The 20,784-nt window shown below is 51.5% G+C and carries 18 protein-coding genes; 10 read left to right on the top strand and 8 right to left on the bottom strand.

Annotated elements, in window-relative coordinates:
* Positions 1 to 47: 47 nt before the first annotated feature.
* From HMPREF9370_RS01185 to HMPREF9370_RS01150, 8 genes are all read right to left on the bottom strand, one after another.
* A complete protein-coding gene (locus HMPREF9370_RS01185) occupies positions 48 to 1,823 on the bottom strand; it encodes an assimilatory sulfite reductase (NADPH) flavoprotein subunit (protein WP_009115421.1) in 1,776 nt (591 codons plus the stop codon).
* A gap of 80 nt (positions 1,824 to 1,903) precedes the next feature.
* On the bottom strand, positions 1,904 to 3,214 hold the full coding sequence (locus HMPREF9370_RS01180) for a sulfate adenylyltransferase subunit 1 (protein WP_040666754.1): 1,311 nt from the start codon (positions 3,212 to 3,214) through the stop codon (positions 1,904 to 1,906).
* Between the two features lie 91 nt (positions 3,215 to 3,305).
* Positions 3,306 to 5,072, bottom strand: coding sequence for an assimilatory sulfite reductase (NADPH) hemoprotein subunit (cysI, locus tag HMPREF9370_RS01175; RefSeq protein ID WP_009115419.1), 1,767 nt, complete (start codon positions 5,070 to 5,072; stop codon positions 3,306 to 3,308).
* A 198-nt stretch (positions 5,073 to 5,270) separates the two neighbouring features.
* Positions 5,271 to 6,191, bottom strand: a complete 921-nt coding sequence (gene cysD, locus HMPREF9370_RS01170; RefSeq protein WP_009115418.1) for a sulfate adenylyltransferase subunit CysD — start codon at positions 6,189 to 6,191, stop codon at positions 5,271 to 5,273.
* Between the two features lie 79 nt (positions 6,192 to 6,270).
* On the bottom strand, positions 6,271 to 7,014 hold the full coding sequence (locus tag HMPREF9370_RS01165) for a phosphoadenylyl-sulfate reductase (RefSeq protein WP_009115417.1): 744 nt from the start codon (positions 7,012 to 7,014) through the stop codon (positions 6,271 to 6,273).
* Between the two features lie 10 nt (positions 7,015 to 7,024).
* Entirely contained in the window at positions 7,025 to 8,473 is a 1,449-nt protein-coding gene (gene cysG / locus HMPREF9370_RS01160; protein WP_040666751.1) for a siroheme synthase CysG, read from the bottom strand.
* A 215-nt stretch (positions 8,474 to 8,688) separates the two neighbouring features.
* Positions 8,689 to 9,444, bottom strand: coding sequence for an ABC transporter permease (locus HMPREF9370_RS01155; protein ID WP_040667299.1), 756 nt, complete (start codon positions 9,442 to 9,444; stop codon positions 8,689 to 8,691).
* A gap of 8 nt (positions 9,445 to 9,452) precedes the next feature.
* Positions 9,453 to 10,352, bottom strand: coding sequence for an ABC transporter ATP-binding protein (locus HMPREF9370_RS01150; protein WP_009115413.1), 900 nt, complete (start codon positions 10,350 to 10,352; stop codon positions 9,453 to 9,455).
* Positions 10,353 to 11,032: 680 nt separating this feature from the next.
* On the opposite strand from HMPREF9370_RS01150, the gene HMPREF9370_RS01145 reads away from it, so the two are divergent.
* From HMPREF9370_RS01145 to HMPREF9370_RS11525, 10 genes are all read left to right on the top strand, one after another.
* Positions 11,033 to 12,028 (top strand): tripartite tricarboxylate transporter substrate binding protein, encoded by a 996-nt coding sequence (locus HMPREF9370_RS01145; RefSeq protein WP_009115411.1) that lies wholly within the window; start codon positions 11,033 to 11,035, stop codon positions 12,026 to 12,028.
* 179 nt (positions 12,029 to 12,207) lie between these two features.
* Positions 12,208 to 12,645 carry a tripartite tricarboxylate transporter TctB family protein gene (locus tag HMPREF9370_RS01140; RefSeq protein WP_040666749.1) on the top strand — a complete coding sequence of 146 codons (438 nt, stop codon included), beginning with the start codon at positions 12,208 to 12,210 and terminating at the stop codon, positions 12,643 to 12,645.
* 24 nt (positions 12,646 to 12,669) lie between these two features.
* Positions 12,670 to 14,163 (top strand): tripartite tricarboxylate transporter permease, encoded by a 1,494-nt coding sequence (locus tag HMPREF9370_RS01135; protein ID WP_009115409.1) that lies wholly within the window; start codon positions 12,670 to 12,672, stop codon positions 14,161 to 14,163.
* 129 nt (positions 14,164 to 14,292) lie between these two features.
* Positions 14,293 to 15,336: an AbrB family transcriptional regulator gene (locus tag HMPREF9370_RS01130; RefSeq protein ID WP_009115408.1), complete on the top strand. Its 1,044-nt coding sequence runs from the start codon at positions 14,293 to 14,295 to the stop codon at positions 15,334 to 15,336.
* 834 nt (positions 15,337 to 16,170) lie between these two features.
* Positions 16,171 to 17,490: a M16 family metallopeptidase gene (locus tag HMPREF9370_RS01120; protein ID WP_009115406.1), complete on the top strand. Its 1,320-nt coding sequence runs from the start codon at positions 16,171 to 16,173 to the stop codon at positions 17,488 to 17,490.
* 100 nt (positions 17,491 to 17,590) lie between these two features.
* The gene (locus HMPREF9370_RS01115; protein ID WP_009115405.1) at positions 17,591 to 18,883 is read left to right on the top strand and encodes a M16 family metallopeptidase; all 1,293 of its coding nucleotides are present in this window, start codon (positions 17,591 to 17,593) and stop codon (positions 18,881 to 18,883) included.
* Positions 18,884 to 19,018: 135 nt separating this feature from the next.
* On the top strand, positions 19,019 to 19,345 hold the full coding sequence (locus HMPREF9370_RS11530; protein WP_156792950.1) for a hypothetical protein: 327 nt from the start codon (positions 19,019 to 19,021) through the stop codon (positions 19,343 to 19,345).
* Positions 19,346 to 19,359: 14 nt separating this feature from the next.
* The gene (locus tag HMPREF9370_RS01105; protein ID WP_256998669.1) at positions 19,360 to 19,725 is read left to right on the top strand and encodes a DUF596 domain-containing protein; all 366 of its coding nucleotides are present in this window, start codon (positions 19,360 to 19,362) and stop codon (positions 19,723 to 19,725) included.
* Between the two features lie 213 nt (positions 19,726 to 19,938).
* Entirely contained in the window at positions 19,939 to 20,283 is a 345-nt protein-coding gene (locus HMPREF9370_RS11725) for a DNA/RNA non-specific endonuclease (RefSeq protein ID WP_083821178.1), read from the top strand.
* Between the two features lie 14 nt (positions 20,284 to 20,297).
* The gene (locus HMPREF9370_RS11525) at positions 20,298 to 20,723 is read left to right on the top strand and encodes an immunity protein YezG family protein (RefSeq protein WP_009115400.1); all 426 of its coding nucleotides are present in this window, start codon (positions 20,298 to 20,300) and stop codon (positions 20,721 to 20,723) included.
* Positions 20,724 to 20,784 lie beyond the last annotated feature (61 nt).

Below are 20,784 nucleotides of genomic sequence, written 5' to 3'. Positions count from 1 at the left end.
TGCCTGTCTGAAAATGTTTTCAGACAGGCATCGCTTTCCGATCATGCTTAATAAACATCGCGCTGGTAGCGCTTACCTTCACGCATTTCGTTCAGAAAATCTTCCGCATCATCGCTGCTCATTTTGCCTTGCTCAGCAATGATGCCGAGTAAGGTGTTTTCAACATCACGCGCCATACGGGTGGCATCGCCGCACACATAAATGTTGGCGCCTTGCTGCAACCATGCCCATATTTCCGCTGCCGCCTCGGCAAGCTTGTGCTGAACATATACTTTTTCTTTGCCCTGGCGGCTCCATGCAAGGTCGGCGCGGGTAAGCAGGCCTGCTTTACGGTATTGCAGCCATTCGGCTTGGTAAAGAAAATCGTCGGTAAATTTTTGGTTGCCGAACACGAGCCAGTTTTTACCGCTGTCGCCGTTGGCTTCCCGCTGCTGCATAAAAGCGCGGAAAGGAGCGATGCCTGTGCCTGCGCCGATCATGATGATGGGGGTGTCGCCGTTTTCAGGCAGGCGGAAGAGTTTGTTGGGTTCAACAAATACACGAAGCGTGCCACCTTCTTCCAAACGGCTGCCGAGCCAGCCCGAAGCCGCTCCGGTGTAGCTGTTACCGTGGTGGTCGAAGCGGACAACGCCTACCGTAAGGTGCACTTCTTCCCCCACTTCTTCTTGTGAAGAAGCAATAGAATAAAGGCGCGGCGTTTGCGCACGGAACAGCCCGAACAGGGTCTGTGCGTCGCATGCGTGAGGATAGGCCGCCAGCACACCCACCGGCGGCGTGAGGGCGATATAGGCATTGAGCGCTTCGCTTTCTTCTACCGTGCGTTTGAGCGCTTCCGATCCGCAAAGCACAGCGTATTGCTGCACAAATTGGGGAGTGGTTTGGGTAATATCCAGATCGTGCAGCAAGGCGGTTCGGATGTCGGTAAGGCTGCCGTCGGCTTTTTGCACGGTTTCACTACCGTTCAAACCGCTGTGTTGCAGGATTTCGGCAACCAAGTTTTCATCGTTTACCGGCCAGATGCCTAAAGCGTCGCCGACTTGATAACTGATGCCCGAGCCGGCAAGGTCGATTTCGATATGCGCCACATCTTTTTCAGCTTGGCGTGCCGTGATCTTCTGGCGCGCAGACAACACGGCGGTAAAAGGCTGCTCTTTGCTGTAATGCACACCGTCGGGCTGGTTATGCCCTGAGGGTGCAGCGGCGGATGCCGCCGAACCGCCAGCGGCAAGCTCGGCCACCTGTGCGGCGGTTTGCGCCACCCATTCTGCGGCTGCGGCCTGATAATCAAGGTCGCACACCCCTAAATCACCGATACGCTTAGCGCCATGCTGCACCAGCGCCGCATCGAAATCTTTGCCTGCTTTACAGAAATCGGGGTAGCTGCTGTCGCCAAGCCCCAGCACGGCAAAGCTCACTTTGCTCAAATCGGGTGCTTTTTTTCCGGTCAGCAGCTTGTAAAGCGGCACGGCTTCTTCCGGCGGCTCGCCTTCTCCTTGTGTGGAAGTCACCAACAGCAAGATGTCTTCTGCGGCGATTTGCTTGGTTTTATAATCGGCGGCGGCGGTAAGTTTGGCATTGACACCTGCGGTTTCCAGCTTAATCAGCAGCTCTTCGGCCACTTTTCGCGCATTGCCGGTTTGCGAAGCGGAAAGAATGGTCACGGTGCGTGCCGTCTGCGGTTCTGCTTGAAAAGGGCGTGCAAGCGGAGCGGTGCCTGATTCTGCGCCCTGGCTTTTGGCCCAGGCATAGCCCGACAAAAAGACCAATTGTTGCGGAGACAAAGAGGCTAATCGGTCGAGCAGTTCGGGAGGGATAGGGTTCATAACGGTTCCTCGATATGGTTTTTCTGGTTATCGGCCTGTGTATGTAGGGGTTTTCACTTTGCAGAAAACAGCAGGCGGTATCAGATTTCAAATGTGCCTGAAGAATCGCCGCCCCGTATCATGCCGGCCGCGACGGTATGGTTGGTGGCCTCGTCTATCAAGATAAATGTACCTGTTGCGGCATTTTCGACGTAAGTGCCGGTGTTGAGCGGCTGTTGGGTTTTCAGGCTAACGCTTCCGATGTCATTGAGATTGAGTGCGTCTGCCGCCCGAACGCGGCTAAGTGTGTTGACATCCCACACATAAGCAATTTCGCTTATCTTCACCGCAGTAGTTTGCGTACTTTGTTTCAAAAGGTATTTGCGGCGCAGGTTGAGCGGGGTTTCATCAAACCAGCACAATGCGGCTTGGAAATTTTGCCCGGGCGTGATCGGGCTGTCGATCGAAACGATGCTGTCGCCCCGGGAAATGTCAATATCGGTATCCAGCGTAACGGTAAGCACTTCGCCGGTTTGCGCGCTGCGGGCTTTGCCGTTTGCTCCGTAAATTTCTGCAATGCGTGCGGTTTTCCCGCCGGGCAGCACTTTGACTGCATCGCCCACGTTCAAACCGCCCGCTTCAAGACGGCCTTGATAGCCGCGGAAATCGTCGCTGCTGCTGCCGTCTTGCCGGGCAACGCGCTGCACGGGAAAGTGTGCAGGCAGTTTTTCCGCACGGTTGCGCACTACCGGCAGCGTTTCTAGCAAGGGCAGCAGCGGCAGGCCGGTGTACCAAGGGGTGTGTTTACTGGCTTGGACAATATTGTCGCCGTTGAGCGCGCTGATGGGCAGGAAATGGATTTCTGCAGTCAGGCCTATCCGTTCGGCCAGCTTCCGGTAAGCCCGGGTAATGGCTTGGTATTTTTCGGCATCAAAATCCAGCAGGTCCAGTTTGTTGACCGCTACGATCACGCTCGGGCAGCCGAGCAACTTCAAAATGGCACTGTGGCGTTTGGTTTGCGGCAACAGGGCAGGCTCCTCTCCGCTAAAATCGACACGGGTCGCATCCACCAACACAATGGCTGCGTCGGCAGTGGAAGCACCGGTTACCATATTGCGGGTGTATTGCTCATGGCCGGGCGTATCGGCAATGATGAATTTGCGCTTGGGGGTGGAAAAGTAGCGGTAGGCAACATCAATGGTAATGCCTTGTTCGCGTTCGGCTGCCAAGCCGTCGGTAAGGCTGGCGAAATCAGGTGTTTGACCGTTTTGCACGGCATGGTCGAGCTTTGCAAACTGATCGGTAAGCAGGGTTTTGCTGTCGTAGAGCAGGCGGCCGATTAAGGTTGATTTACCGTCGTCAACGCTGCCGGCAGTAATAAAACGCAAAAGCGGTGGGGTGGTTTCATTCATGATTGAATCCTTTGTTTTGCTGCTGTTCGTTTGTGGCATTGATTTCATGATGCCTGTCTGAAACCTTTTTCAGACAGGCATTTTTACCGGTTCAAGCCGCCCAAAAATCGCGCGGCGCATCCAGCACGGGCTTCACGATGCCGGTACGCACGGCAAAGTCACCGAAGCCTTCGTTGTTCAGACGGCCTTTTGCCCATGCGTCCAGCCAGCCGTCGATGATGTCCAAAATTTCCGGCTCGGTGATGTTTTCTTTAAACAGGCGCGGAATGCGCGTGCCTTCGCGGTTGCCGCCGGTGTAGAGGTTGTAGCGGCCGACCGCTTTGCCGACCAAGCCGATTTCGGCCAGCATGGCGCGGCCGCAACCGTTGGGGCAGCCGGTGATGCGCAGCACGATATGCTCTTGCTGCAAGCCGTGTTTGGCAAACAGCGCATCCAGCTTGTCGGTGAACTGCGGCAGGAAGCGTTCGGCTTCGGCCATCGCCAGCGGGCAGGTCGGCAGTGACACGCACGCCATGCTGTGTTCGCGCTGCGGGGTAACTGCATCGCTGATTAAGCCGTGTTCGCGGGCAATGGCTTCGATTTTGGCTTTATCGCGCGGGGCAATGTTGGCCACGATCAGGTTTTGGTTGGCGGTGAGGCGGAAGTCGCCTTTGTGGACTTTGGCGATTTCGCGCATACCGGTTTTCAGCGGCCTGCCGGGGTAATCGAGCAGACGGCCGTTTTCGATAAACAGAGTGAGATGCCATTTTTTGTCTTCGCCCTGCACCCAGCCGATGCGGTCGCCGCGCGAGGTAAATTGATACGGGCGCACGGGTTCGAACTTCGCGCCCATGCGGTTTTCCACTTCTTCGATAAACACGTCCACGCCCACACGCTCGAGTGTGTAGCGGGTTTTGGCGTTTTTGCGGTCGCTGCGGTTGCCCCAGTCGCGCTGCACGGAAACCACGGCTGCGGCGGCATCGAGCGTTTTTTCCAGCGGCACGAAGCCGAACTCTTTGGCGGTGTTGGGATAGGTTTTGGTGTTGCCGTGTTCCATCGACAAACCGCCGCCCACCAATACGTTGAAGCCGACCAGTTTGCCGTTTTCGCCGATGGCCACGAAGTTCAAATCATTGGCGTGCAAATCGACATCGTTGTGCGGCGGAATCACGACGGTAGTTTTGAACTTGCGCGGCAGGTAGTTTTTGCCGAGCACAGGTTCGGTGGCATCGCCGCTTTTCACTGCGTCTTTCAGCGGAGCCGGTTCGGTGGTTTCGGTGGATTCGACTTTTTCGCCGTCCAACCAGATTTCGGCATAGGCGCGGGTTTTGGGCAGCAGGTGCTCGCTGATTTTTTTCGCCCATTCGTAGGCTTCTTTGTGCAGCCCGCTTTCAACGGGATTGCTGGTGCACAACACATTACGGTTCACATCGCCGGCGGTGGCGATGGAATCCAAACCGAGCTTGTGCAGCCATTGGTGCATGGGTTTGATGTTTTCTTTGAGCACGCCGTGGAATTGGAAGGTTTGGCGGTTGGTGAGGCGGATGGAGCCGTAAAGGGTGTGGTCGGTGGCGAATTCGTCGATGCCCAGCCATTGCGCGGGCTGGATGATGCCGCCGGGCAAACGGCAGCGCAGCATCACGTTTTTCAGTGGCTCCAGTTTCTGCTCAACGCGTTCGGCGCGGATGTCGCGGTCGTCCTGCTCATACATGCCGTGAAAGCGGATCAGTTGGAAATTGTCGCCGTTGAAACCTCCGGTGAGGCCGTCTGAAAGGTCGTTTTTAATCGTGCCTTCGAGATAGTGGCTTTGGTCTTTCAAGCGTTCGTTGTCAGCAAGCGGCGCGTCGGGGAGTTTGGCACGCGGGTCGGTGGTGGTCATATGGTTGTCTTTCTTTTAAAGTTGGCTTGAACGGCAATACTTTATTGAAGCGGCTTCAAAAAAGGAAAGAATGGTTTGTTTTAATTTAAGATGATTTTGTTATATGAATGCCTCTGAAATGTTCGGCATCAAGCGCAAAGCCGGCTGCTTTTGGAAACACTTTTTCAGACAGGCATTGTCGGTATCGGCTTGCCGGTTCTAAAAATAGCCTGCTTTTTTGCGCTCTTCCATGGCCGCTTCGGAAACGCGGTCGTCCATGCGGGTGGCGCTGCGTTCGGAAAGGGTGGCGGCAGCGGTTTCGGCGATGATGTCTTCCGGTGTGGTGGCGGTGCTGGCTACGGGGCAGGTGCAGGAAATGTCGCCGACGGTGCGGAAGCGCACGCTGCGCACTTGCGCGGTTTCGCCGTCGCGCTTGGGTGTGAGCGGGGTAACGGGCACGAGCAGGCCGCTGCGTTCCACCACTTCGCGCTCGTGGGCGTAGTAAATCGGCGGCAGAGCGAGGTTTTCGCGGGCGATGTATTGCCAGATGTCGAGTTCCGTCCAGTTGGAAATGGGGAACACGCGCATGTTTTCGCCGGGGAAGAGGCGGGTGTTGTAGAGGCTCCAGAGTTCGGGGCGCTGGTTTTTCGGGTCCCATTGGCCGAATTCGTCGCGGAAGGAAAAAATGCGTTCTTTGGCACGGGCTTTTTCTTCGTCGCGCCGCGCGCCGCCCATCAGTGCGTCGAAGCCTTGTTCTTCAATGGTTTCGACGAGGGTAACGGCTTGGGCGGCGTTGCGCGAGTCGTTTTCGCGGCGCAAAACCACCGTGCCGCGTTTGATGGAATCTTCCACGCTGCCCACCACCAGCTCCACGCCGGTGCGGGCGACGGTTTGGTCGCGGAACGCAATCACTTCGGGGTAGTTGTGGCCGGTATCGACGTGCAGCAGTTTGAACGGCAGTTTGAGCGGCCGGCCTTCGATTTGGAAGGCTTTTACGGCCAGCGCGAGCAGCACCACGGAATCTTTGCCGCCGGAAAACAGCAGTGCGGGGTTTTTCGCTTCGGCAATCACTTCGCGGATGATGTAGACGGATTCGGCTTCAAGCCAGTTGAGGTGATGGTTTTGGATGGAAGTTTGCATATGGTTTGCCTTATGGAGTAGAGGGTTTACGGGGCGGAATCCGGCTTTCATCAAAAGCGCGGGAATGCCTGTCTGAAATCTATTTATGCAGACCGCATTCTTTACTGTCTTGACTTTCCCACCACCAGCGGCCGGCGCGGATGTCTTCACCGATGCGCACGGGGCGGGTACAGGGTTCGCAACCTATGCTGGGATAGCCTTGTTCGTAAAGCGGGTTGTAGGGCACTTGGTGTTGAAGGATGTAGGCCCACACTTCCGCTTCGCTCCAATCGTAAATCGGGTTGTATTTTAGGATGCCGCGTGCATTGTCTTCTTCGACAAACGGCAGCTCGGTGCGTGTTACCGATTGCCCGCGCCTTTGCCCGGTGAGCCAGGCATCGGCGTCGGCCAGGGCTTTGTTGAGCGGCTCTACTTTGCGGATACGGCAGCAGGTTTTGCGCAATTCGATGCTTTCGTAAAATGCGTTCGGCCCGTTTTCCAAAGTGTATGCCTCTGCTGCTTCGGCTTCCGGTGTGTACAGCCTGAAGGTGAGCTTGGGATAATGTGTGCCGACGGTATTGGCCAAAGCTAAGGTTTCGGTATTGAGCCTGCCGGTGTTCAAGGTAAACACTTCGATACCGGCCTGCATCTTTGCCAATACGTCGGTAATCACCATATCTTCCACGGCAAGGCTGCTGGCAAACTTCGCGTTTTGGTGTTGCGACACAATCAGCTGCAGCCTCTGTTGCAGCCCGGCGGTTTTTTCAGACAGGCATTCGGTTACGGTTGCCGGTATGGCGGGGATACGCCACAGCTGAGGCTTGACATACAATTCTGTTTGCATGGCCTACTCCTCAACCTGCCTTTGGCAAGGCTTGTTCTTCCTGAGCCTGCCACAATACGTTTCGGGTATCGACAAATTGCTGCGGTGCGCCGCCGAACCACGCCAAATCGCTGCCCAGCCCCGCCGTTTCGCCGATTACCAACAAAGCCGGCGAAGGCGCTTGGGCGGCCAAAGCGGCCAAATCGTTCAACTTGCCGGAAAAAACCTGCTGGTCGGGCAAGGTTCCTTTGCTGATTACGGCAACCGGCGTGTCTGCGCTCCTGCCGTGGGCAATCAGATTGGTTTGCAATTCGGCGGCCTTAATCGTGCCCATATAAACCACCAGCGTTTGGTTGCTTTGTGCAATGGTTTGCCATGCCAAGTCATCGCTGCCGGCGCGGCAATGGCCGGTAATGAACATCGCCGTTTGCGCATGGTCGCGGTGCGTGAGCGGAATACCGGCATAAGCGGTGGCGCCTAAAGCCGCAGTGATTCCGGGCACCACTTCAAACGCAATCCCCTCGGCTTTCAACGCTTCCAATTCTTCCCCGCCGCGGCCGAACACAAAAGGATCACCGCCTTTCAAACGCACAACGCGTTTGCCTTTTTTCGCATAATCGACCAACAAACGGTTGGTTGCCTCCTGCATGACGCTGTGCTTGCCGGCGCGCTTACCGACAAACACTTTTTCCGCATCGCGGCGGATAAGTTCCAACACTTGATCAGAAACCAAAGCATCGTATAACACCACATCGGCCTGCTGGATGCGCTGCAAGCCTTTGAGCGTAAGCAATCCCGCATCTCCCGGGCCTGCGCCCACAAGAGACACTTCTCCCGAGCCTGTTTGCGCACCGTTTAACTGCTGCGACAAAAACTCTTCGGCAGCAGATGTTTGGCGGCTTTCGCTCAACCGTAAAAATGCAGGATGTGTAAATAAGGTTTCCCAAAAGCGGCGGCGCTGTGCAATGGAAGGCAGCTTGGCTTTTACGCGCTCGCGCCAGCGGGCGGCGGTTTCCGCCATCGCCCCCAGGTTTTGCGGCAACAGTGCTTCCAATTTTTCGCGCAGCAGGCGTGCCAAAACAGGCGCGGTTCCGCCGCTGGAAATGGCAATTTGAATAGGGTTGCGATTGATAATGGAAGGAAAGATAAACGAGCAGGCATCGCGATCGTCCACCACATTCGCCCAAATCCGGCGGCTTTCGGCGGCTTCGGATACCTGCCGGTTAAGCTCGTGGTTATCGGTGGCGGCAATCACCAGCCAAACGGCATCCAGCCGGCTTGGCTGAAACTTGGTGTCCAGCCATTCGATTTGCCGCTGCCCGGCCAGCTCCGCCAAAGCGGGATTAAGCTTTTCGGCCACCAGCCCGACTTTGGCACCGGCTTTGAGCAACATCTCCACTTTGCGCTCCGCAACGGCTCCGCCGCCCACAACCAAAACATGCCTGCCGGTTAAATCTGCGAATAAAGGTAGGTAATTCATTTTGCTTTCCACTCTGAAACCGAGCCCCAATCATAAGCGAGGGGTAGGTTGCAGCGGAAAGACTTATTTATACCTAAGATAGAATGAAAAATTATATAAACCCGAAACGGAACGGTTAGAAAACACCCGCCGCCAAACCAAATGCCTGTCTGAAAACTTTTTCAGACAGGCATTCTTACCATACAGGTCAAACCCCAACGTACCGCCGTTAAGCTTTACCCGCGCAGCTTCCAGCCGGAGCGCAACACCAAAAACGCCAGCACCGAAACACCCAGCGAAAAACTGCCCACCACGGCAAGCGAGAGCCACGGGGAAGCATCGCTCACACCGAAGAAACCGTAGCGGAAGCCGTCTATCATATAAAACACGGGATTGGCATGGCTCACAGCCTGCCAGAAAGCGGGCAGGCTGTGGATGGAATAAAACACGCCCGAAAGAAAGGTAAGCGGCATAATCAGGAAATTTTGAAACGCGGCCAGCTGGTCAAATTTTTCCGCCCAAATGCCGGCCAGCAAGCCCAGAGACGCCATAAAGAGGCAGCCTAAAAATGCAAACGCCAGCACAAAACCGATATGGTGCGGCAGCGGCAGGCCGAACCATGCGGTAGCGGCCACCACGCCCGCGCCCACCAACAGCCCGCGGAAAATACCCGCCAACACATAAGCCGAAAAAAACGCGGCATTGGAAATCGGCGGCAGCAAGATAAACACCAGATTGCCGGTAATGCGCGACTGAATCAGGCTGGATGCGCTGTTGGCAAACGCATTCTGCATCATGCTCATCATGGCAAGGCCGGGAATCAGAAACGCATTGTAAGGCACGCCCGGCAAAGCCTCGGCATGTTTGCCTATGGCTTGCGCGAAAATGAGCTGATACAGCAGCGCAGTAAGAATCGGCGCACCCAACGTTTGCAGCCACACTTTGGTAAAACGCATCACCTCTTTGCGCAGCAAGGTGGGAAAACCCGTCATATTGATATTCATTGCCCGCTCCCTGTCAGCTTGGTAAACACGTCTTCCAAATCTTTTTCCAACACGCTCAGGTGAATCATGCGGATGCCTGCCGTTTTCAGGAAAATCAACACATCGGCCAGCTCGGCATAATCGGCCAGTTTCAACACATATTTCATACCGTCAGCCAGCTCGATTTTGCCGGTCAACGCTTCGGGCAAGGTTGCATCAAGCAGCATTTCCACACGCACGCCTTTTTCGCCCTGCAGCAGGTTTTCGGTTTTATCCAGCGCCACCATAGCGCCCTGCTTCATCACGGCGATGCGGTGGCAGTTTTCTTCCGCCTCTTCCAGATAATGCGTGGTGAGGATAATCGTGTGGCCTTGCCGGTTGAGGCTGCGCATAAATGTCCACAAACTGTGGCGCAGCTCCACGTCCACACCGGCGGTAGGCTCGTCCAACACGATCACCGGCGGGCGGTGCACCAGCGCCTGTGCCACCATCAAGCGCCGCTTCATGCCGCCGGAAAGACGGCGCGTATTGGTGTTGGCTTTGTCTTGCAAGCCGAGGTTGAAAAGGATTTCATCTATCCATTTATCATTCTTTTTAATGCCGAAATAGCCCGACTGGAAACGCAAAGCTTCGCGCACGGTAAAAAAAGGGTCGAATACCAATTCTTGCGGCACCACGCCCAAGTTCATGCGCGATTCGCGCGATTGCTTGGCCACATCGAAACCCATCACGGAAATTTCACCCGAAGTAAGGCGGTTTAAGCCCGCCATAGCTGAAATCAAAGTAGTTTTGCCCGCGCCGTTAGGCCCGAGCAGCGCGAAAAATTCGCCTTGCTGCACATCAAAGCTCACGTCTTTGAGCGCGGTAAAGCCGTTGGCATAGGTTTTGCAGGCACGGCTAATATGTAGAGCGGTCATGGTTGTGTCTGTTTTTTTAAGGATAAAGAAGAATTATAACGCGTCGGCAAACCGAATGCCTGTCTGAAAAGGTTTCAGACAGGCATATTTGCAATTTTAATTAAGATAGAAATAACTCATATTTGTACGTGCCGTTTGTTAACTTAATTTTTGTTACATAGTTACCGGGTCCCGACTCAAAGCAGACGGTTTTGTAAGTTGTCAAAGCGGTAATGTAATCAGCCCGTACCATAGTTAATAAACTTAAAAATCAGCATGCCCGATAATAAGGTCTCATTCGGTTATCCTAGTCTTAACTGAAGCCCAAGATAACTAAAGTAACCAGACTATGACAGAATGTTGTTTGAATTTACTTATTGTTTGTTGCCCTTGCTTGAATGAGCCGACAACGGCACGAAACTGACTTTGGCGTTGTTAAATAAATTATCTTTATTTGAAAATAAAGTTGTTGGATAAGATTGGCATATAAGCAATGGTGAGATTGTCTTTAATATGTTAAGAATTATTCAGATAAATCATTAAATTTTCACAAAAATTGAATAAAGTTGACAAAACCTCGGAATTCATTTAATTTTTCTGCCTTAAAGATTAAGGTTAAGAATTTTATAACCATTGGAGATTCAAGTTTGTAATCTGCTTGGCAAAATCTTTCGACACATACCTCTATTGGAGAAATTAATATGCAATTTAAAAAATATACCTACTTAAGCTTGGCAGTTGCGGCCGCATTGTCATTAAGCGCATGTAATAAAGACAAAGCGGAGGCGGGTGCTCCGGCCAAGCCTGAGTGTATTGCTCCGGCCAAACCGGGTGGCGGGTTTGATTTGACCTGCAAGCTGGCGCAAAGCGGTTTGAAAGATACCGGCCAATTGGATAAACCGATGCGCGTAACGTATATGCCGGGCGGTGTGGGTGCCGTTGCGTATAACAAAATCGTTGCGAACGACCCGGCCAATAATGATGCGATTATTGCCTTTTCTACCGGTTCGCTGCTGAATCTGGCACAAGGTAAGTTCGGCCAATATTCGGAGAAAGATGTGCGCTGGCTGGCTGCCGTCGGCACCGATTACGGGATGGTGGCCGTGAATGCAGATTCACCTTTGAAAAATCTGCAGGATTTGGTTGATGCATTGAAAAAAGACCCCAAAGCGGTCAGCTTCGGCGCGGGCGGTAGCGTGGGCGGCCAAGACTGGCTGCAAACGGCAATGGTGGCCAAAGCGGCCGGCATCAAGCCGAAGGACATGACTTATGTGGCGCTGGAAGGTGGCGGTGAGGCGGTTACAGCCGTCTTGGGCAACCATATCAGCGTAGTCAGCGCAGGTATCGCCGAAATGGGGCCGCACATTGAATCCGGCAAAGTGCGCGTTTTGGCCGTGTTTGCGCCTAACAGACTGGAAGGCCGTCTGAAAGATATTCCCACTGCAAAAGAGCAAGGTTATGACGTGGAATGGCCGGTTATCCGCGGCTATTACATGGGGCCGAAAGTAAGCGAAGAGGCTTTCCAATGGTGGAAAACGCATTTTGATGCCATGCTGAAAGACCCGAAATTTGCAGAGTTGCGCACACAACGCGATTTGCTGCCGTTTGAACTGACCGGAGACGAGTTGGCGAAATATGTGGAAAAAACCACCGAAGAGATGCGCGGCTTGTCTAAGGAATTCGAGTTAATCAAATAATTAGGCAACATTTTGAGTATTGGTCTTTAACTGTTGATAGAAATGAAATTCTAACGCTTTGATCAAAATTGGAATAATAAAAACGGCAACTGCGGTTGCCGGTTTTTATTATCGTTTGGCCTTCAGTCGATACAACGGTTAAAAATACTTTTAATGATTTCCAAACGGAGCTTCACTGCATGAAAATCGAACGCTTATTTGCAGGAGCATTGCTATTGACGGTGCTCGGCCTTCTGTATTTGGCATGGGGTTATACGGCACCGGTTGCTTATGACCCTTTGGGTCCGCGCCCTTATCCTGTGCTGATTCTTTCTTTGCTTGCTTTATGCTGCCTGTTTTTGATTGTGCGGCCGCGCGGCGAACATATTGATTTAGGATACACCCCGGCCATTTTGAAAAAAGTCGGCTTGTGTATTGTATTTTTGGCTACTTATGCGGTTTTGTTTGAAACTTTGGGCTTTCCCATCGCTACCGCTTTGATGGCTTTCGGCGTGGGCAAGTTGTTTGGCGGCAAAACCCGGCATTGTGCAATATCCGGTGCGGTATTGGGCGGGCTTTTGTATTTATTGTTTAATTCATTGCTTGATGTGCCGTTGCCATTGGGCTTTTTCGGTTGATGATGGCGGAGGGATATTAAGTAAATGGAAACTTTAGAATATTTAATGTCGGGTTTTCAGGTGGCACTGATGCCGAAAAACCTGATGCTGGCATTTGTCGGTGCTTTTATCGGTACCATCGTCGGCATGTTGCCCGGATTAGGGCCGATTAACGGCGTGGCTTTGTTGCTGCCTTTTGCCTTCGCTTTGGGGCTGCCTGCCGATTCGGCTTTGATTTTGCTGGCTGCCGTTTATCTCGGCTGCGAGTACGGCGGGCGGATTTCCGCCATTTTACTCAATGTGCCGGGCGATGCGGCGGCGATTATGTCCACGCTTGACGGTTATCCTTTAGCCAAGCAGGGAAAGGCCGGCATTGCCTTGTCTTTGTCGGCGGCCAGTTCGTTTGTCGGCAGCCTGATTGCCACCATCGGTGTGGTTTTGTTTGCGCCCCTGTTGGCACATTGGGCGATTGCATTCGGCCCTGCGGAATACTTCGTTCTGATGGTGTTCGCCATTACCTGTTTGAGCGGTTTGGTCAGCGACCAACCGGTGAAAACCGGCGTGGCAGCGCTGATCGGTTTGGGCTTGGTGATGGTGGGCGTGGATGCCGTAACCGGTGTGTACCGTTTTACTTTTGATTCGATTAATTTGTCGGACGGCATTCAATTCACTACCATCGTTATCGGCTTTTTCAGCGTCAGCGAAATTCTGATTATGCTGGAGCATACGGAAAAAGGCCAAAAAGCATTGGAGCAGGGCAAGCGCACTTTGTTTAACTTAAAAGAACTGCTGTTCAGTTTGGGTGCGATTGTACGAAGCGGTGTAGCCGGTTTCTTTATCGGTATTCTGCCGGGAGCGGGCGCCACGATTGCCAGCGCGATGTCTTATACCAACGAGAAAAAAATTGCAGGAAAAGAAGGCCATTTCGGTAATGGCGATTTGCGCGGTATTGCTGCCCCCGAAGCTGCCAACAATGCTTCTGCCTGCGGTTCGTTTATTCCTATGTTGACTTTGGGCGTGCCCGGCTCCGGCACTACCGCCGTGATGATGGGCGCGCTTACACTCTACAACATCACGCCCGGCCCGCAGTTGTTTAGCGAGCAGCCCGATATTGTGTGGGGATTGATAGCCTCTTTGTTTATCGGCAACGTGATTTTGTTAATACTCAATATTCCGCTGGTGGGTTTCTTTGCCAAATTGTTGAATGTGCCGAATTACATTTTGATTCCGGCCATTGCGGCGGTAAGCTTCGTAGGCGTTTATGCCATTCACAGCACAACTTTCGACCTGATTTTGATGGTGTGTTTGGGTATTTTCGGTTATATCCTGCGTAAACTGAATTTCCCGCTTTCAGCGTTGATTTTGGGTTATGTGTTGGGCGAATTGATGGAGTCGAGCCTGCGCCGAGCATTATCAATTTCGCAAGGCGATGTCAGTATTTTGTTTAACGGTGTGATTGTGCAGGCTTTGTGGGTTTTGTCTGCGTTTATGGTGCTGCTGCCGATATACCGTTGGTTGCGCCGCCGTAAAGCTGCTTAACACACGGTTGATAGCGATATGGTTGAAAACTGCATATGGTTTCATTAAGAATATGTACCATATGCAGTTTTTTTGTTATACATTGGCTGTAAGTTACTGAGTCGCTTTAGTGCAATAGGGAATGCCTAAATGAACACGTTCACCAAGTATTTAATCGGGTTTGCCGCTGCGCTTGCCGGTGCATTAGTCGCCAATGCTATCGGGCTGCCGATTCCGTGGCTGCTGGGTTCGTTGTTGGCAACCGCTGTGTTGAGTTTGAACGGCTTACCTGTAAAAGCACCGGGGGTGTGCCGTAAAGTAGGCTTAACGATTATCGGGATTTCTTTGGGGCTGTATTTCACGCCCGATATGGTCAGTTTGTTGCTCGAATATTGGCCGTGGCTGCTCTTCGGTATGGTGTTTTCCGTTGGTTTGGGCGTGCTTGGCAGTTTGCTGCTTTACCGTTTTACAGGCGTGGATTTTGTCACCGCTTGGTTTGCTTCGGCTATGGGCGGAGCCAGTGAAATGGCGAATATGGCCGATCAGAAAGGCGCACAAATCGACAAAGTCGTATCCGCGCATTCGCTGCGCGTGCTAATGATTGTAACCATCGTGCCGTTTTTCTATCAATACATGGGCTATCAAAACATTGATAACAGCGTATTGCAGCAAAACACGCAAATACATTGGGACGGCTTGATATTGCTCTTTGGCTTGGCTTATATGTTTGCCCGATTTTTCGAATGGCGCAGATGGTCGAATCCGTGGACATTCGGCCCCCTTTTGGCAGCAATATTGTTGACCGTTTCCGACATCCACTTATCCGCCATGCCGCCCGTGATTTCTAAAATCGGGCAATTATTGATCGGCTGGGCATTGGGAAACAAATTTTCACCGGGCTTTTTCAAGAGCGCCCCGCGTTTATTAAGCATAGTGGCTGTCAGCGTAACCATATCGCTGTTACTCACTGCGCTGGCAACTTATATTCTGGCAAACATCAGTGCCATTCCCTTACCGACATTAGGCTTAGGCTTGGCGCCCGGAGGGGTTGCGGAAATGACGATTACCGCAAAAGTATTGCAGCTCGGCGTGCCCGTTGTGACGGCATTTCACGTTTCCCGTATGGTGGCGGTGATTGGCACTGCAGGAGTTTTGTGTCGATTTATGGAAGGTTGGCTTCAGCGGAGGATGTAATTTATAGCGGATAAGGTGAAAACGGATAAGTTTAAAAAAGTAATGGATTCCTCATGCCAAGGCATGACGAAATCATGATAAAAATTAAGTTTCTTAGCTAGATAATCAATGCCTGTCTGAAAGATTTTTCAGACAGGCATTTGCTTTTGCAGATGCTTTTACTGCTGTATGAACCAGGTACAGTTAATCCACTTAATTTAAATTACAATCTTTTCATAACCTATTCAACAAACTTGCCTTAGCCAAACCCGCACAAGCATCTCTCCATCCTCAAAGTAGCCCAGGAACTCGGTATCAGTCCCGATACGGTGTATAACATAGAAAAAGAATCCCGTATCAAAGGTTATCCCAAAGACGGCATTAGCCGAAAAAAAGATCAATAAACATCCCCAAACCGATGCCCGGCTCAGACAAATTTCCTTAAACTCAAACACCGTCTTCATCCGAAGAGTGCCCCATTCTTTGTTTGGCCGGCAGCCCGTTTCTTGTGGCGGTGGCCTAGTCATAATTTAGATAACCTTTATGTGAATGCGCGTCGGCCTGCCCTTCAATCGTTACGGTCGGCACGGTTACAACATAATCCGAAAGCTGCGTGGTTTCATCCTTCGCATGAGCCTGACAGGCAGAAAAAATGCCTGCTACCAGTAGGGAAGGATTTGGTTGTCATGAGCGTCTGCCTATCAAAGATTGATAAAACAACATGTAATTTTATTTAAAATAATCAGGTAATATAAATTATTTTGATAATCTATATTATTTATACTAGGAACAAAACTTCCGAAAGCCTTATGTTTCCATTATCATGTGCCTTATATTGAAACAGGATAACCTCTTATGTTGCGAAGAACTGCTCTGATTTTACTACTGGCCGCCACCCTGCCTGCTGCGGCCGAAACGTTGAAACATACGCTGCCCAACGGCATGAAAGTCATTATTAAAGAAGACAGGCGCGCACCGGTGGCGGTGTCGCGCCTTTGGTATAAAGTAGGCAGCCTAGACGAGCAGCCGGGCAAAACCGGCTTGAGTCATGCGCTTGAACACATGATGTTTAAGGGCACGGCCAAAGTGCCTGCCGGCGAATTTTCTCGCCGCGTAGCGGCTTTGGGCGGGCGCGACAATGCTTATACTTCGCAGGAAAACACGGTGTATGTAACCGACCTTGCGGTGAAAAATCTGCCGCAAGTGCTGGAAATGGAAGCCGACCGCATGGCTAATCTGAATTTCAGCAATAAAGATTTTGATAATGAAATGAAGGTTATCCGCGAAGAACGGCGCATGCGTTCGGAAGATGATCCCTCAGGCAAGCTTTGGGAGCATCTAATGCTCAATGCCTATGAAAATCCCGCCGTCCGCGCGCCGGTTATCGGCTACATGCCCGACTTGGATAAGCTCAAAGCAGAAGATTTGCGCAGCTGGTACCGAAGCTGGTATGCGCCCAATAATGCCACATTAGTAATTGTGGGTGATGTAAACGCCAAGCAAACGCTCGGCACGGTGGAAAAACTGTTTGGTGCTATTCCCCAGCGCACACTACCCCAGCGCAACAACCTGCAAGAACCGCTTGAGCGCAAACCGAAATCCGCACAAACGCAAGCCATCACGGCCGAACCGATGTTTATTCTGTCCTACCGCGTACCCGCCCTCAAACAACTGGACGACACCATGCCTTATGCGCTGGATGTGTTGAGCGAAGTGTTGGGCGGCAACAGCTCCAGCCGTTTGGATAAAAACCTGATGCGCGGCAGCCAGAAAGCCGCCGACATCGGTGTGGGCTACAATATGTTCAGCCGCACCCCGTCATCGCTGTTTATGGTTAAAGCCATGCCTTCGTCAGGCACCAGCGTGCAGGAACTGGTTGCTGAAATACGCCGTGAAATTGCCGATATCGCAGCCAAAGGCGTGAGCAAGGCCGAACTGGCGCGCGTGCGCACACAGATGGAAGCCTCGGAAATTTACAGCAAAGATTCGATGGACGCACAAGCCGGCCTGATTGGCTCTTTGGAAGCCAACGGCTTCAGCTACCAAGATGAAGCCGAGTTGCGCCGCCGCTTGGCGAAAGTGAGCGCACAAGATGTGCAGGCCGCCGCCAAATTGCTGAGCCCCGCGCGCGAAACCCTGATGGTTGTGACGCCTGAGAAAGAAAGCACGAAATAAAAGGCTGGCTGCCGATCGAATTCACGCAGCCAGACAACCCAATATCCCTCATGCCTGTCTGAAAGCCTTTCAGACAGGCATGGCATGAAGAAGGAAAATCATGAAAAAACTCGTTCTTGCCGCTGCATTGGCTACCGCCCTACCCGCATCCGCCATCGACATCCAACGCTGGCACACCGCAGACGGCGCCACCGTATTGTTGGTAGAGCGCCATGAAAATCCGATTGTCGATATTTCCGTAGGCTTTAAAGGCAGCGGCAGCGCGGCTGACCCGCAAGGAAAAAGCGGTACGGCCGAATTTGCAGCCGCACTTTTAATCAACGGCACAAAAAAATTAGACGAAGAAGCGTTCAGAGCCCGCAGCGAAGACTTGGCAATCCATATAGACAGCTCGGCCGATTCGGAAGGCAGCAGCGTAACCATGCGCAGCCTTTCCCGCTCCCAAACGCTGCAACCCGCGCTCGGTCTTTTGCGGGATTCCCTTGCCGCACCGCGCTATGACGGCCATGTGTTCAAACGCACCCAAGAGCAGGCCGTTATCGGCTTGAAACAGCAATTGAGCAACCCCGACTTTATCGCCTCACGCGCCGCCAGCCGCCTGAATTATTCCGGCCACCCCTATTCCGCAAGCGCTTACCAAACCGAACAAACCTTGCGCGCGATAACGCCGGCCGACATCAAAGCTTTCCACAAAACGCACTACGCCCGCAACAATGCCGTGGTATCTATTGTAGGAGATGTGAATAAAAAACAAGCGGATAAGATTGCGCGCGAAGTGTTACGCGATTTACCGGCCAAAACCGAAGCTTCCGCGCCTATCCCGCCGGTTAACCTACGCCCCGCTCAAACCGACAAGCAGCCTTTTGCAGGCAAACAGAGCCAGATTGTGCTGACCATGCCGCTGATTAAGCGTGATGACCCTGATTACTACGCTCTGGTTCTCGGCAACTATATTCTCGGCGGCGGCGGTTTCGACAGCAGATTGATGAAAAAACTGCGCGATGAAAAAGGCTATGTTTATGGCGTATCGAGCAGCCTGATGCCGCTGCGCGAATCCGGCCCGTTTGCCATTGTGTTCTCCACCGAAAAAGCCAACACCGCCGATGCCCTGGGCACCGCCAAACAAGTGCTGGCCGAGTTTATTCAAAACGGCCCGACGGCAGCCGAATTGCAGCAGGCAAAAGACAACATCACCGGCAGCTTCCCGCTACGATTCGATACCAACAGCAAGCTGCTGGGCTATCTGAACGTAATCGGTTTTTACGACCTACCCATCGATTGGCTTGACCAATATCCGAAAAAAATCGCAGCCCTGAGCGCGGAAAACGTTAAATCCGCCTGGCAACACCGCGTGAAAGCGGGCGATATGAATGTGGTGATTGTGGGAGAATGATGAAATGCCTGTCTGAAAAAGTTTTCAGACAGGCAGAGACCTTTGCAAAAAGCCCTTACCATACAGCCGAGGCCCAAACACAGGATTTCGGCTGTTTTTTTATTCCAAATTGTAGTCGGAACGGAGCTTAAACAAATGCCAAACAGTTCCAACAAGGTAAATACGACCAAGGTGTTCGACAGCGGCAAAATCGGCAACGCGCAGTTGCAGAAAGAAGTATTTGCATATGCCGAGAAGTTGGGCGGCGGGAAATTAACTTCTGTTTCACATTCACAAGGGCGTTGGTATATCAAAACAGCGGAGGGAGCGACCATTAATGTGCGTTCGGTATCCAGTTCGCCGTTGCCTGACGGCACCAAGCCGAGATGGACGATAGAAATAATCAAGGATAAGAAACTTAATAGTATGATTAACGACAAGGTAAGTATGGTAAATCGGCCTAGGGAGCTTAAATTCAAATGATAACTAATGAGAGATTGAATCAATACCACAACCGTTTGGAAAAAGATATCAATGATACTATTGATGCGATGGGGACTTCTCTGTATTTAGTATGGGATGTTGTCAAAGATTTTTCCGATGATTTTGAAGAGCAGACGGAAGCCTTTTTCATCTTATTTAAAGAACTGCTCCGCCGAGGCCATCTGAAACTGCAGCGCGACGACAAGATTATCGAACATACGCCCGAAGAGTGGGAGCAGATTTTTAGAGCCGTTTGGCCTCGAAGCGATACCCCTTATGGCGCTTATGAAGGCGATATCTGTATTTGGTTTACTGATGATCCCTGCCCCGCCTACGCGGTTTGGATAGACCCCGAAGACGGCACAGAATACTGGACTTAAACGGTTTAAGCAGTATACAAAGATGCAGAAGCAAGCATATGCCGGGTTAAAAACCGGCATCAAAGGCCGTCTGAAAACGATTGCAGGTGTTTTCAGACGGTCTTTCTCCATTACACATCACAACCAATCAATAACAAACCCCTGAAATCAATTGGCCAACCAGCATTCAACCGATGTACAAAAGCGGGTAAAAGAAGTTCGTGCTGATTTAAAATAGATCCTTGGGATAGAAATACCTATCAACAGCATGTTTCAGGTGGCTTATGCCGTAAAGGGAGTGATTGTGGCGGACATCTGATTGCATCTATCTTCGGCGGTCCGGGGGAAGGCATTGATTTGATTCCTATGGATAAGAAATTAAATGGCGCAGCAGGAGACTGGTATAAACTGGAACAACAATGGAAGAAAACATTGCAAGCAGGAGGAAGGGTTCAGGTAAATATCAAACCAATATATAAAGGTGATAGCAAGCGGCCTGATAGCTTTATAATAAGTTTTACAGAAAATAACGGTAGAGAAATAAACCGGATTCTCAAGAATACACCGACAGGAAAATAAAATGGATAATTATATTGAAGAAATTTATAACAAAATTGCAAAAACAATATGGACTTTATTTACCGAAGGAGTCTTCGTGCATTAACTATTATGCACAATTATTCAATGGAAATTCAGGATATACTATTGATTTCATTGTTAATGAAGAAGTAAAGTGGTTTGGATTTGGAGAAACTCCAGAAATTGCTGCTGATATATTAGATTTATTAGAAAATATAAGAAATCTTCCGCCATTCAAAGGAAAAGAACAATGGACACATTGCCATATCAGCTTATCAGACTCGGGTAAATTTAATATCCGTTTCGCCTATATCTCTGAAGATGACAGCTGGCCAAACCTTTTTATGAGGGGAATAAGCGATTTAACCGAAGATGAGGCTGAAAATGTCTATCATGTACCCAGAGAAATATGGGAAGAAAGGGTTAGGCTCAAAAATTAAATTTCCTATACTAAAATAACGGGCTCACAGAGAAAATCGAGTTAAGCGTAGCGAGTGTGTT

The organism is Neisseria wadsworthii 9715, assembly GCF_000227765.1.
In the GTDB taxonomy this organism is placed as follows: Bacteria; Pseudomonadota; Gammaproteobacteria; order Burkholderiales; family Neisseriaceae; genus Neisseria; species Neisseria wadsworthii.
The sequence above is the reverse complement of the archived record's forward strand: the minus strand, read 5'-3'. Positions and strand labels throughout refer to the sequence as shown.

Bases quoted from the DNA above. Each gene is read 5' to 3' on its own strand.
- HMPREF9370_RS01185 (WP_009115421.1), bottom strand. From the start codon at position 1,823: ATGAACCCTATCCCTCCCGAACTGCTCGACCGATTAGCCTCTTTGTCT.
- HMPREF9370_RS01180 (WP_040666754.1), bottom strand. From the start codon at position 3,214: ATGAATGAAACCACCCCACCGCTTTTGCGTTTTATTACTGCCGGCAGC.
- cysI (WP_009115419.1), bottom strand. From the start codon at position 5,072: ATGACCACCACCGACCCGCGTGCCAAACTCCCCGACGCGCCGCTTGCT.
- cysD (WP_009115418.1), bottom strand. From the start codon at position 6,191: ATGCAAACTTCCATCCAAAACCATCACCTCAACTGGCTTGAAGCCGAA.
- HMPREF9370_RS01165 (WP_009115417.1), bottom strand. From the start codon at position 7,014: ATGCAAACAGAATTGTATGTCAAGCCTCAGCTGTGGCGTATCCCCGCC.
- cysG (WP_040666751.1), bottom strand. From the start codon at position 8,473: ATGAATTACCTACCTTTATTCGCAGATTTAACCGGCAGGCATGTTTTG.
- HMPREF9370_RS01155 (WP_040667299.1), bottom strand. From the start codon at position 9,444: ATGACGGGTTTTCCCACCTTGCTGCGCAAAGAGGTGATGCGTTTTACC.
- HMPREF9370_RS01150 (WP_009115413.1), bottom strand. From the start codon at position 10,352: ATGACCGCTCTACATATTAGCCGTGCCTGCAAAACCTATGCCAACGGC.
- HMPREF9370_RS01145 (WP_009115411.1), top strand. From the start codon at position 11,033: ATGCAATTTAAAAAATATACCTACTTAAGCTTGGCAGTTGCGGCCGCA.
- HMPREF9370_RS01140 (WP_040666749.1), top strand. From the start codon at position 12,208: ATGAAAATCGAACGCTTATTTGCAGGAGCATTGCTATTGACGGTGCTC.
- HMPREF9370_RS01135 (WP_009115409.1), top strand. From the start codon at position 12,670: ATGGAAACTTTAGAATATTTAATGTCGGGTTTTCAGGTGGCACTGATG.
- HMPREF9370_RS01130 (WP_009115408.1), top strand. From the start codon at position 14,293: ATGAACACGTTCACCAAGTATTTAATCGGGTTTGCCGCTGCGCTTGCC.
- HMPREF9370_RS01120 (WP_009115406.1), top strand. From the start codon at position 16,171: ATGTTGCGAAGAACTGCTCTGATTTTACTACTGGCCGCCACCCTGCCT.
- HMPREF9370_RS01115 (WP_009115405.1), top strand. From the start codon at position 17,591: ATGAAAAAACTCGTTCTTGCCGCTGCATTGGCTACCGCCCTACCCGCA.
- HMPREF9370_RS11530 (WP_156792950.1), top strand. From the start codon at position 19,019: ATGCCAAACAGTTCCAACAAGGTAAATACGACCAAGGTGTTCGACAGC.